A 12,595-nucleotide genomic window follows, 5' to 3' on the forward strand; every position below is an offset into this window, starting at 1 on the left:
TCAGTTTATGAGAATAAACCTTCGTCTTCATCATCGTCATCACCGAATATTTCCTCTAGTATTTCTAATAATTCGTCTTCATCTAGCCAACCATTCCCGCTCATACTTCCAGTCATTTCTTTTTCAAAAAGCTTACATATCTTATCTGCTGCTATTTTGGAATCTTCATTTAGTTCAATCAGGGTTTCAATCTTCTTACGTAATTTCATTTTCGCCTCAGCTAATTTTTAGGTTTAAGATGAAGAATACATTCAATGAACTACATAAACACACGACAGATAATAATAGTTAAAATTTATTTTAAGTTTGAGATCTGCATCAGGCTTTGTGCAGAGATTCACATTGCCTTGACGACACCGTTTAAATGCAGAGCCATGATTCTGACAACACAGGTAAGAGGAAAGAGCGGTAAGATACCGCTCAGATTGGTACTTCTTTTACTTAATCCGATGTAAAACATCACCCACTGCATTAAACAAACGGTCAAGGTCATCGGGTTTAGCATTAAACATCGGACCAAATTGCAGAGTATCACCACTAAACCGGACATAAAAACCCGCGTTCCATAGCGCAATACCCGCTTCAAAAGGACGGACATTGCCATCATTGTCACGTGGTGCGATTTCAATTGCCCCAATCAAACCACAGTTACGAATATCAACAACATTCGGACAATGTTCAAGTCCATGCAGTACTTGTTCAAAATGAGGGACTAATTCAGCGGCTTGTTGGATCAGGTTTTCTTTTTCCAATATTTCTAAAGTCGCCAAACCAGCAGCACAGGCAACGGGATGAGCCGAATAAGTATAGCCGTGGTTGAATTCGATCATGTGTTCAGGGAGTGGTTGTGACATGAAAGCATCATAAATGTCACTGGAAACAGTGACTCCACCAAGAGGGATAGCCCCGTTAGTAACCTGTTTGGCGAAATTGAGGATATCCGGAGTGACACCGAAATAATCTGCGGCTGTCCAACATCCCATACGGCCAAAACCGGTAATAACTTCATCAAAGATTAACAAAATATCATGTTGGGTACATATTTCCCGCAAACGTTGTAAATAACCTTGTGGCGGGATAATCGCGCCAGCAGAGCCGGCAACAGGTTCAACGATAACGGCAGCAATATTACTGGCATCATGTAGTTCTATGAGTTTCAATAACTCATCGGCCAATTCAGGGCCACCCGTTGATGGGATACCTCTGGTGAATGCCATATCACTCTGCAAAGTATGTGGCAGATGATCAACATCCATCATTTGACCAAACATCTTACGATTTCCACCAATACCACCAAGACTTGTCCCACCAACATTGACACCATGATAGCTACGCATTCTGCCAATCAATTTGGTTTTTGTCGCTTGTCCTTTTATACGCCAGTAGGCACACGCTATTTTTAACGCTGTATCAGCAGTTTCTGAACCTGAATTGGTAAAAAAGACATGGTCTAAATTACCGGGCATCCGTTGAGCGATTTTATCTGCCAATCTAAATGACAGAGGGTGAGCATATTGGAAACCTGGAGAATAATCTAACGTACCGAGTTGTTCTGAAGCAGCCTGACGGATTTCCGAACGTGAGTGACCCGCTCCACAAGTCCATAACCCCGATAAACTGTCATAAATACGACGGCCTTTATCATCTATTAGCCAATGCCCATCCGCAGAGACAATCAGCCGTGGATCTTGTTGAAATTGACGATTAGCACTAAACGGCATCCAATGTGCTTTTAGGTTCAGGTCTTGGAAAGAATCAGCATGTAAGGAATGAGTTTGAATGGTATTGTTATCTGACATTTTGTAACTCCTCATATTAGAATTGTAACAAAAAGTTGTAACGATAAGTTTGCAACAAAATGATATTAAAGTTAAATCTCATTTATCGAATCATTAGTTATGAATTTACTCACGCAGACGTACTCATCAAAAGCCCCCAAAATATTTTAACAAAACCAATAAAAATGCAGTAAGATTGGCACCCAATCGTCAGCATTGATCTGGGTTATTAGTTTGTTATCACTTTTTCATCTATCACAACGCAGAACACCAGCGTTAATTGCTCTATTGGCGATTATGATGTTGTTCATCGCTCCGGTGGTATCAAAAACACTGGAGCACAGCCGTGGTATAAAAAGTGAAGCATGTCATGGTATGTCGATGCCTGATATGCAAAACAGTAATCATCATCAGGCATCTTTTTTATCAGATACCATGAATCATCATGGCGTCGCTCATATCCATATGGGATTGATGGACGATATTGCCTGTGGTTATTGCCAGTTACTGATTAATCTGCCGTTGCTATCGGGAACATTCGTTCCTTTTCTCCTGCTGACATTGACGATTTCCCGTGCACCACCAGCACTAGGTTTTTCTGGCCCGACGATCCGGTTGTTCTACGGCGAGTCACAACCACGTGCACCACCCCTTAATTAATCCGCTTACTTGAAATAAATCATTTATTTTCCTTGCCTTAAGTTGTTTTTCATAAGGCAAATTAGTATTGCTTTAAACAAATTCAAAAACAGGATTTGTTACTCATTAATTAAGGGATATTTTCATGTCTAGCACACAATTATTTCGCGTCTCTCCTCTGGCCACAGCGTTAGCGATTACATTCTTTATGCCGGCCAGCAGCTTAGCGGTCACGAAAGATCAAATTGAAGAGACAAAAGACTCACACACCGTCCATGAGAGTGAATCAGTGATAACCGTAACCGCACCGGCTGTTTCACCACTTAGTGTTTTCTCTTCACTTAAAACACCTCGTCAACCTGTCCCCGCCAGCGATGGTTCGGATTACTTGAAAACTATCCCCGGATTTTCCCAGATCCGTAACGGTGGAACTAATGGTGATCCTGTATTTCGCGGTATGTTTGGTTCTCGCTTGCGTATGTTGATTGATGATGGTGAAGTTCTGGGATCTTGTCCATCAAGAATGGACGCTCCAAGTTCTTACATTTCACCAGAAAGTTATGATGTACTGAGTCTGGTCAAAGGGCCACAAACTGTTCTTTGGGGACCGGGAAATTCCGCAGGCACTATCCGCTTCGAACGCTCCCGACCGCAATTTGCAGGACCTGGTGCTAAAGGCAATGCCAGCACCGTTGTTGGTTCTAACGGACGTTGGGATGGTAACGCAGATCTGAGTTTTGGTAATCAGCATGGTTATATGCGTTTTATTGGCAATAAATCTCGCTCTAATGATTATAAAGATGGTGACGGATACCGTGTCCCTTCCCACTGGAATAAATGGAATACCGATGTCGCGTTAGGCTGGACGCCTGATGAAGATACGTTACTGGAATTAAGCGCAGGGCAAGGTGATGGAAAAGCACGTTATGCCGGACGTGGGATGGATGGCTCCAAATTCAAACGTGAAAGTTTGGGAGTACGCTTTGAAAAGTCCAATATCGGAGATGTATTTGATAAGTTTGAAACCAACTTTTATTACAACTCTACCCGCCATGTGATGGATAATTTATCCCGCCCTTCTCTTCCAGCAATGGGCATGGGACATGGTAGCCATATGAAACAGGGTAATCACTCTATGCACGGCGGTGGCCATGGTATGAATATGAAGATGGCTCATCAACTGGATCGCCGTACTTTTGGTGGACGTATGATGGGAACATGGCTCTGGGAAGATTTCAGATTACAGAGTGGTGTGGATATGCAGACCAATACCCACCGCAACCAATCCCAAAAGGATGCACGATTCCGTGATTATGGCGTTTTCGGCGAGCTGACCTGGGATGCAACTGAACAAAGTAAAGTTACCGGTGGTGCGCGTTTGGATCGTGTTTTAGTCGATAAATACACTCAAGATACTCAGGAAGCACGAACAAATACTTTACCCGCAGGTTTTGTCCGATTTGAACATAACCTGAAAGAGCTCCCGGTTATGTTTTATGCCGGCGTAGGTTATACCGAACGTTTCCCTGATTATTGGGAACTATTCCGTTCTAAAGGTAATGCATTCAAGAAACTGCAAACAGAAAAAACAACGCAGTTAGATATCGGTGCACATTATAACGATCAGAACCTGAAAGGCTGGATTTCAGCTTACGTTGGTAAGATTGATGACTTTATTCTATTTCACTATGCAGACAATAAAGTCAGTAAGGCAAGTAATGTGGATGCTACCATCTGGGGTGGAGAAATGGGAGTTGCTTACCATCTGAATGATAACTGGAAAACGGATGCAAGTCTGGCTTATTCCTGGGCACGAAATACTTCCAATCATCGTCCATTACCCCAAACTCCGCCACTGGAAGCACGCTTGGGTTTGACCTGGGAACAGGGTGATTGGACAAGTAGCGGTTTGCTGCGATTAGTCAACAGTCAGAATCGGGTTGCAATCAACGAAGGTAACGTTGTCGGGAAAGATTTTAACCGTAGTGCTGGTTTTGCCGTTTTCTCTGCGAATGCTGCCTATAAAGTGACCAAAGATATTCAGGTTAGTGCTGGTGTTGACAATATCTTTAACAGAACTTACAGCGAACACCTCAATCTGGCAGGAAATAGCGGCTTTGGTTATTCGGCCAATACGCCAGTAAATGAACCTGGTCGTACTTATTGGGCCAGATTTAACGTGAAATTCTAACACATTAGCCCCTCAGACTTTGCCCTGAATTATGTCGGGGCAAAGTCTTTACCATTTCTTAATGAACTTTTTTATTAAAGTTATTTTTACATAGCATTAAGAAATATCTTCCTGGAAAGATACTTTTATGGGGCTATAATTATCAGAGGAATCCTAAATATCGGATTCATTCGTCAATAGCCAATGACGCAATAACATAGCAAGTTGTTCTTGCTGTTCACTGGATAGTGCCCCAAGAATTTCTCTCTCATTTTCCAGATGGCTTTCAACCACTTTATCTATGAGTTCTTTTCCTTCCGTAGTCAAAGAGACTTTGCAACTGCGTCGATCTTTAGCATTTGCAACACGCTCAACCAGTCCTCGCTGTACCATATGCTCAATGCGGGTACTCATTGCCCCCGAAGTCAACATAACGGATTGATACATCTCAGTGGGTGTAATTGGTGTGTCATAACGGCGTAGTGTCGCAAGGATATCAAACTCAATAGCGCTTAAGTCGTATGCCTTGAATATAGGCTGTAATCGCTGTTCGATAATTTTATTTGCACGGTATAAACGCCCAATCACACCCATTGGTGAAGGATCAAGGTCTGGGCGCTGTTGCTCCCATTGTATGAGTAAACGGTCAACGTGATCGTACTTCATGTCTTTTTCCCTATTCATTTATTTTTGAGAAAAGATACTTGATAAAATTTATATAGGCTATTATTTTAATTTATCTTTACATAAAGATACATTTTGTAATGAATTTTACACTAGTTATTCTGGGTATTATCGGAATTACATTACTTGTGATGAGATTAAAAAAACAAACAGAGAAGCAATTAGGTTTGTAACGACGGTGTTTTTTCCTATTCCAATTTGTCAGAGCCTGCATCATTATGATTGCTGTTTGGTTTTCTATTCCTCGAATTCGTACTCAAACAGCCTCATAACCCCATATAATTCAGGAGAATTACAGTATGAAATTGACTTTGATATCTGGCAGCCAGCGTCAAAACTCCAGCAGTCAACGTGTAGCCCGCTATTTGCAAAAACTCAGTAATGAATATGGATTTACGGATACTAATTTCCTCGAATTGTGCAATGTTGAACTTCCTCTTCATGATGGCTATACCACAGATATATCAGCAGAGTCACATCCGTGGCAGGCAATTGCTCACCAATTAAGAGAAAGTGAAGCCTTTATTTTTGTGTCTCCTGAATGGCATGGAATGGTGCCACCAGCGCTAAAAAATCTATTGTTATATTGCTCTGTGACGGAACTGGGGCATAAACCAGCATTATTGACTAGCGTTTCTGCTGGCCCAAATGGTGTTTACCCGCTTTCGGAATTACGTATGACCGGTTTTAAAAATAACCATGTTTGCTTCCTGCCAGATCATCTAATTTTCCGTCAAAGTGGAAGCTTAATCTCCCCAGATTTGATTTGTAATGATGCTGTATTTGAGGTACGAGTTCACTACACACTGAAACTACTAAAATCTTATGCCGAAGCTCTGAAACATGTACGTGAAGTTATTGGAGAGGAAAATAAAAAGTATCACTATGGTATGTAAAATAGACAATAATAACTATTTTGATTAAAAATCAAAACATTAAAAAACTAAGCTCGGCTCAATGATATGAGTCGAGTATAAAAGATCGGGTTACCGATCTTTTATATGAATTAATACAAACTGTCTTTAAGCCGTTGAGGTAATTCTGCATCGTATCTAGCACCATCAAACTCATTTTTACTGAGTTCTTTGAGAATACGCCCTGGACTGGGTAAAGTACTGCGTTCAATCTCTTATAATTCTTCTTCTTTTTTGAAGACAGATATTATAAATGGAGGCTTAAAATTTGGAACATGAGGAATTAATTTTTTGTGAAGAGAAAACCCTGCCTCTTCTGCACATGCTATCCGTTTTCCTAATGACCAGTACGTATCATTAAAAGAGAACGGCTTACCCGTTTTAGTCCACAAAGTCGTTAACAATGTCTCTCCGTCACGGTAACTCTTTCCTGCTTCTCCTGTTTTGAATGGGCCAAAATCTATGCCGAAAGCATCCAAATTAAAATCAAGAGTCATGTAGTAACCATGTTTAACTAAGTAGCTATTTACCTGACGAAAAATAGCTTTGTACGAATCTTCTGTTTTTAGTGTGCAGAGCACAAAAGAGCTGATTACCGTATCAAAAGGGATGTCATTCGTATAGTGATGAAGCTCAGTGGGATAAGTGAATATAGCCCCACTCTCTTTATATCTTTCTTTTGCTAATTCAATAGCATATTTTGAAATATCTGCACCGATTACTTGAGGCACAATTGACGTAAGAAAAGGAATTAATGCTCCTGATCCACAACCAAGATCAAGAACTTTTTTTATGGAATTATGTTGCTTAATAAAATCACAAATAGTTGTGAATGCATATTTCTTTTCAAAAACATCATTGTATTGTGAAAAAAACTCAGAAAGTTCTTTCTCTTCCCATTTACTCATATATTCACCTCTTATTGTTTTTATAAAGCCGTGAAAGAAATTAATAATCAGTTTAATTTAATATTATAGCTTCTTTAATGATTCCTTTTGTTGAGAATTTATGTTCTTAATCCCGTTTAAAGAATAAAGCCGTTTTATAATTTTTATATATGACATAAATTATTACACGAATAATAATTTATAAAAACCTGTCATCTCTACTGTGTTTTTATATTGATAATACTTATTTTATTACCCTGATAAATATCCATTTAATAAATAAAAGATCGCTTAATTAAAGTACGGAGAAGTATTTTTTTTATTTTTCCCTTAATAATAAATAACTGTATATCAGTGTAAAATAACTAAAATTTAAATTTATCTATATGAATTTAAAAAGAAAATAAAATTAAATTATTGTAAATCAAATGTTATCAGTGGGTTAAATAAATTCTTGCATTTGGTGTTTAGTTATCATTTCATAGAAACTTACTGGCAAGTCATAGATATTTTTTCGATATCTTTAATTAATTATTTAAAGATTATTCTGCAACGTCCATCTGTTTTGGGAATAACTTAATTCTGCCAGTTATATGAACTTAAATGACCAGTTAAATATAAGTGTTTTCTGAAGAGTTATTTGTTGAATAGCGAATCGGAAGATTTCATCATGTAAAAAATGGACCTGCTCTTATGAAAAAAAACAATACAGTAAAACCTATATTTTTGTGGGTGACATTATTTTATGGACTATTACCTATTAATGCTTCAATGGCTGATACTGGATATCAGGAACAGGGACAGAAAAACTCGCCTGATAGTTGGCTATCAGAGGAATTCAAGCGTCAATGGGGATTAACCGCAATTGGTGCGCATTATGCTTATGCACGTGGTTATACTGGGAAAGGGATTAATGTTGGTGTGCTGGATGAGGCTGTTACTCAGCATTCTGAATTTGCAGGAAAACTTAAGATATTAAGTCCTGAAGATACGTGGAACTATGATGAAATGCAAAATGGAACGATCGTCTTCGGTGCTCACGGTAATCATGTGTCAGGAATTATTGCCGCAAACAGGGACGGTAAAGGGATGCACGGCGTGGCATTTGATTCGGGTTTAATGACTGCAAAATATTTGCAAAATGAGTTTAATCGTACAGAAGCCATGATTCAGAGTAATGTTCGGGTTATCAATAATAGTTGGGGGGTTCGTCCTGGCTATGCTACTGACAGCAAAGGCAATCCTATAAGATTTCCAAATGGAACAGTAAAATACGATAAAGTCACATTAGACGATGTCATTAAATATGCCACCCCGATTAAAGAAATGTTGGATAAGTTAAGTAAATCTCCAATCCCAGAGGAAGATTTGTATCCAATATTTGGAACCATCAGATCAGCATCCTTATTACGTGCAGCACGTCAAGATAAATTAGTTGTTTTTGCTGCGGGCAATGCCAACAACTATAACGTTACCTGGTTACACGCGGGGATGCCGTTTTTCTTCCCTGATGTATTAAAGAATTACCTCAGCGTAGCCAACCTGACCAGAGACAACCGAATTAACGTCTCATCAACCAGTTGCGGATATACTGCTAGTTATTGTTTGTCCGCACCAGGCACCAGAGTTTACAGTAGCACAGGTAATTTTATCTCTAAAAATAAGGGAAAAATAGACGAAGATGCCTTAAGTAAAGGTGAACTAGAGATTAATCCTACTTATGAGGCTTACACGGGCACATCTATGGCATCCCCGCATGTCGTTGGAGCTGCGGCTGTCTTGATGCAGCGTTTTCCTTATATGACAGCGGGGCAAATCTCTGATGTTCTCAAAACAACTGCGACTGATCTGGGGGAAAAAGGTATTGACCGACTCTATGGTTGGGGAATGCTGAACCTGAAAGATGCCATTGATGGCCCCAAAATGTTTATCACTGAGAAAGATATTCCTGCTGAATTCTATATTCCCGGCTCATATACGGAAACTCAGTTTGTCGCAAATATCCCCGGAATTGGGGGAATAGTGGAAAAAGGGACTACTGTAGAGCGGATATGCGATAGCCTTGAGTGCGCCTATGACTATTGGAGTAATGATATTGCAGGTCATGGTGGATTGACTAAAACCGGTAAAGGAATGCTTGAACTTGCTGGTAAAAATAGCACTTATAAAGGGCCAACCAGGGTAGAACAAGGCCAGTTGCAAATTAGTGGCTCTATAACTTCTGATGTCACTGTGCAAAATGATGCAACACTGAGTGGAAGTGGTACTGTTGGCTCACTTATGGCCAATGCCAGTGCCAATATTGCACCAGGCAATTTAAATTCAATCGGAATATTGAATGTTGATCGTGATGTTACTTTCCAGGAAGGTTCTCGTTATCTGGTTGAAGTTGCACCCAATGCCCAGGGACGTAGTGATCGCATTTCCAGCAATGGTTCAGCGATATTGAAAGGTGGATCTGTACAGGTCACGTTAGAAAACAACAGTAACTTACTTTCAAAACATGAGGTTCGTAGCCTGCTTGGTCAGCAATACAATATCTTACAGGCAAACCGTGGTATCAATGGTCAATTTACTACCGTTGCACCTAACTATTTGTTCGTTGGTACTCATCTTAACTATCAACCTAATAGCGTGATGTTAGATATAAAACGTAATGCCACTACATTCGCCAGTATGGGTAAAACCGCTAACGAACGTGCGATAGCCAATGCTGCTGATAAGCTGAATCTGGGTCATCCGGTTTATGAGAGTATCTTAATGTCTGATACGCCTGCTCAGGCTCGCCAGGCATTCCAACAGTTGTCTTCTGGACAGATCCATGCCGATATCACTGCTGCACAAATGAATAGCAGCCGCTATCTGCGCGATACGTTGAATACACGCTTACGTCAGGCGGGTGGTGGAACCACTCATCAGGATATCAAAGCAGATAAAAATGGTGTTTGGGCGCAAATCACCAGCAACTGGCAACGCGCTGACAATACCAGTGAAGTCAACGGCTATCGTATGTCTAATTATGGTGTGTTACTGGGCGCAGACAAAGCGTTAACGAATGACTGGCGTATCGGTTTGTCTACGGGTTATACCCGCTCTTCTCTGCGTGGTGGTTATAATACCTCAGCCGACAGCAACAATTTCCATCTGGCATTATATGGTAGTAAACAGTTTAATGCTCTGGCATTGCGTACTGGTGTGGCCTATAGCTGGCATCGTTTTGATACTAAACGTTCGGTTGCTTTTGGCAGTCAGTCCGACAATCTGAAAGCCAAATATGGCGCACAAACCGGGCAGATATTTACTGAAGCAGCTTACAGTATGAATGCTCCCTGGCTGAATTTGGAGCCATTTGCCAATTTGTCTCACATTAATTTCCGTCATGATGGTATTAATGAGCAAGGTGGTGCTGCGGCATTATCTGGTGAAAAACAATCAAAAAATGCAACTCTCTCCACATTAGGTTTACGCGTTGACCAAAAATGGCAGACGCAAAATCAAATTACTGTAGGTATGTATGGTGAATTGGGTTGGCAACATCAATTTGGCAATGTCGATCGTGGCAGTAAATTAAGTTTCAGCAATAGCAATGCAGTATTTACTGTCAACAGTGTCTCAGCAGCCCGTGACGCCGCTGTCATCAAAGCAGGTATGGCATTGGGCGTTAATGAAAATGCTCAATTATCCCTGGGATATAACGGTGTCATATCAGGCAATCACAAAGATAACGGTGTATTCTTCAATGCCAACTGGAAATTCTGAGCAATAAAAATTCCATAAAAAACAAACTCATTGCTGGCAAGAGCTGGCAGTGAGTTTTTCTTCTTCATTTAGTGGCCTTGTATCCATGGCAATACAAAATAGTTAAATAGAGCTTATGCATTATCAATCGGATAATGACTTTCGAGTCATCTACATAACCTAAAGGAGGATAATTATGACTTATCGTAAGGCTCTGTTAGTGAGTTTGTTTTCTATCACAGCAAGTTCAAATGCTTTAGCGTTGAGTGATACATCTATTGATTTTTCTGAACCCAATGATAATGGTGCTCCATTAATGAAATCAACCGATCCTGGTGCCGATAAATTCAGAACTGTCGGTAAATTTTCGGGGGGAGCAAGCTGTACTGCAACCCTGATTGCTGGTGAAAATGAGCCAAGCCCAGAAACTCCGGCCTTGATTCTAACAGCAGGACATTGCGTTAATAGCAATGTAGGAACAAATGAAGTGATCGTTGATCAGCCAGTAGAAATGGAGTATTGGCAATATACTCCGGATTATTTTATTGATAAAAAAGATAACCTTTCACCAATAAAAATTGACCGTATTCTGTATTCAACGATGAAACACCAAGATATCGCTGTCTTACAATTGAAGGCTACTTATGGCGATCTGGCTAAGAAAGGCTATCATCCTTTGAAGCTGAAGAAAAACCTAAAGATGAAACATCAGCCTATCGTGTTGACTCATATTCCTGTTAATAATGTTGATTATAATTTTGCTTACCTCAGAAAGTCTGAATGTGATATTACCGGGAAATCACCATTATTGTATGAAAGTTCTGCACCATGGATTTGGTCTCCGGTCTTCTCTGTTAACTGTGCTGGTGTAGTCGGCGGGACATCTGGATCTCCTGTTTTTGAAAAAGGTAAAACAGACGTTATTGGTGTTCTTAATACAACCACAACACCAGGTATGACGGGTTGTGGACTCGGCAGACCTTGTACTGTCGAAAATAATAAAGGAGTTTCAGAAGAAGGAGCCAGCTATTTCATTCCTGTAGATACCATTGCTGATGCAATCACTAAGGACAACAAACTGGATCTATCTAAACTGGAAAATAATAGCGGTGACATTTTAGAAAGAAGTCTGCTGTGGTCACCTTGGATTACTCAAAGTGTTGTTGACGGAGAGAAAGCAAAATGGGATGTCATTATCAAAGAAGGTGCTGATGTCAAAAATATCCGCTATAAAACAGGGTTGATCAGCGAAGTGGATTGTACAAATCAAATCGGATATAGTGCTCCAGTTTCAGCGAGCAAGAATCTATTGAAAAACATGTTACTGCCTGAAAAAGACGGTATCTATAAACTCTGTGTTATCCATCAGAACAACGATGGTCAATGGCAAAAAACAAAAGATGCTTCAGTGATGTTGCGAGAAATTGATAATGTTCCTCCATCAATTAAGCCAACTATCCATAAAAATGACCATGGGAGTGACAACTGGTATATAACTGTTAGAGCTCAACAATATGAACTCATGGATGTTCAAGTGAAATATGGTCCTAAAGCAACAACTCACTGTGATGATAAATCAGGTTACGGCTTTGCCTGGAGACCTATAGCTCTAGCGAAATCTGAAGCTCCATGGCGTGTATGTGCATATGGTCAAGATATGGCAAAAAATGATAGCCAAATTAGTGTACTTGACATTGAAGTCACTGCTGCTAAATAAATAAACAACCTCACTGTCAGCGATTGCTGGCAGTGAAACACCACACACTACCTACCTTCTACCTTCAC

9 protein-coding genes are annotated in these 12,595 nt (G+C 40.1%); 5 read left to right on the plus strand and 4 right to left on the minus strand.

Going from position 1 to position 12,595, the window contains the following annotated elements; all coding sequences use genetic code 11:
* Positions 1 to 5: 5 nt before the first annotated feature.
* Both ABLA85_RS01130 and ABLA85_RS01135 read right to left on the minus strand, forming a co-directional pair.
* On the minus strand, positions 6 to 209 hold the full coding sequence (locus ABLA85_RS01130; protein ID WP_340622406.1) for a hypothetical protein: 204 nt from the start codon (positions 207 to 209) through the stop codon (positions 6 to 8).
* A gap of 228 nt (positions 210 to 437) precedes the next feature.
* Positions 438 to 1,721, minus strand: a complete 1,284-nt coding sequence (locus ABLA85_RS01135; protein ID WP_367960700.1) for an aspartate aminotransferase family protein — start codon at positions 1,719 to 1,721, stop codon at positions 438 to 440.
* Positions 1,722 to 2,012: 291 nt separating this feature from the next.
* Between ABLA85_RS01135 and ABLA85_RS01140 the strand changes: the two genes are divergently transcribed.
* Complete coding sequence (locus tag ABLA85_RS01140; protein WP_367960630.1) at positions 2,013 to 2,438, plus strand: DUF2946 domain-containing protein; 426 nt, start codon at positions 2,013 to 2,015, stop codon at positions 2,436 to 2,438.
* A gap of 124 nt (positions 2,439 to 2,562) precedes the next feature.
* Positions 2,563 to 4,608, plus strand: coding sequence for a TonB-dependent copper receptor (locus tag ABLA85_RS01145; protein ID WP_367960631.1), 2,046 nt, complete (start codon positions 2,563 to 2,565; stop codon positions 4,606 to 4,608).
* Between the two features lie 153 nt (positions 4,609 to 4,761).
* On the opposite strand, the gene ABLA85_RS01150 is transcribed toward ABLA85_RS01145, so the two are convergent.
* Complete coding sequence (locus ABLA85_RS01150; RefSeq protein WP_047681498.1) at positions 4,762 to 5,253, minus strand: MarR family winged helix-turn-helix transcriptional regulator; 492 nt, start codon at positions 5,251 to 5,253, stop codon at positions 4,762 to 4,764.
* Between the two features lie 317 nt (positions 5,254 to 5,570).
* Between ABLA85_RS01150 and ABLA85_RS01155 the strand changes: the two genes are divergently transcribed.
* Positions 5,571 to 6,167 (plus strand): NADPH-dependent FMN reductase, encoded by a 597-nt coding sequence (locus ABLA85_RS01155; protein WP_367960633.1) that lies wholly within the window; start codon positions 5,571 to 5,573, stop codon positions 6,165 to 6,167.
* A 233-nt stretch (positions 6,168 to 6,400) separates the two neighbouring features.
* Here the strand turns inward: ABLA85_RS01155 and ABLA85_RS01160 are convergent, their stop codons facing one another.
* Positions 6,401 to 7,093 carry a class I SAM-dependent methyltransferase gene (locus ABLA85_RS01160; protein WP_367960635.1) on the minus strand — a complete coding sequence of 231 codons (693 nt, stop codon included), beginning with the start codon at positions 7,091 to 7,093 and terminating at the stop codon, positions 6,401 to 6,403.
* A 672-nt stretch (positions 7,094 to 7,765) separates the two neighbouring features.
* On the opposite strand from ABLA85_RS01160, the gene ABLA85_RS01165 reads away from it, so the two are divergent.
* A complete protein-coding gene (locus ABLA85_RS01165) occupies positions 7,766 to 10,831 on the plus strand; it encodes an autotransporter domain-containing protein (RefSeq protein WP_367960636.1) in 3,066 nt (1,021 codons plus the stop codon).
* 175 nt (positions 10,832 to 11,006) lie between these two features.
* Positions 11,007 to 12,527 (plus strand): serine protease, encoded by a 1,521-nt coding sequence (locus ABLA85_RS01170; RefSeq protein ID WP_367960637.1) that lies wholly within the window; start codon positions 11,007 to 11,009, stop codon positions 12,525 to 12,527.
* Positions 12,528 to 12,595 lie beyond the last annotated feature (68 nt).

This window comes from Xenorhabdus sp. SGI246 (genome assembly GCF_040838225.1).
Taxonomy (GTDB): domain Bacteria; phylum Pseudomonadota; class Gammaproteobacteria; order Enterobacterales; family Enterobacteriaceae; genus Xenorhabdus; species Xenorhabdus indica.

What these genes read in the sequence shown, in the direction of transcription:
- ABLA85_RS01150 (WP_047681498.1), bottom strand. Translation starts at nt 5,253, where the DNA reads ATGAAGTACGATCACGTTGACCGTTTACTCATACAATGGGAGCAACAG.
- ABLA85_RS01170 (WP_367960637.1), top strand. Translation starts at nt 11,007, where the DNA reads ATGACTTATCGTAAGGCTCTGTTAGTGAGTTTGTTTTCTATCACAGCA.
- ABLA85_RS01160 (WP_367960635.1), bottom strand. Translation starts at nt 7,093, where the DNA reads ATGAGTAAATGGGAAGAGAAAGAACTTTCTGAGTTTTTTTCACAATAC.
- ABLA85_RS01165 (WP_367960636.1), top strand. Translation starts at nt 7,766, where the DNA reads ATGAAAAAAAACAATACAGTAAAACCTATATTTTTGTGGGTGACATTA.
- ABLA85_RS01145 (WP_367960631.1), top strand. Translation starts at nt 2,563, where the DNA reads ATGTCTAGCACACAATTATTTCGCGTCTCTCCTCTGGCCACAGCGTTA.
- ABLA85_RS01130 (WP_340622406.1), bottom strand. Translation starts at nt 209, where the DNA reads ATGAAATTACGTAAGAAGATTGAAACCCTGATTGAACTAAATGAAGAT.
- ABLA85_RS01155 (WP_367960633.1), top strand. Translation starts at nt 5,571, where the DNA reads ATGAAATTGACTTTGATATCTGGCAGCCAGCGTCAAAACTCCAGCAGT.
- ABLA85_RS01135 (WP_367960700.1), bottom strand. Translation starts at nt 1,721, where the DNA reads ATGCCGTTTAGTGCTAATCGTCAATTTCAACAAGATCCACGGCTGATT.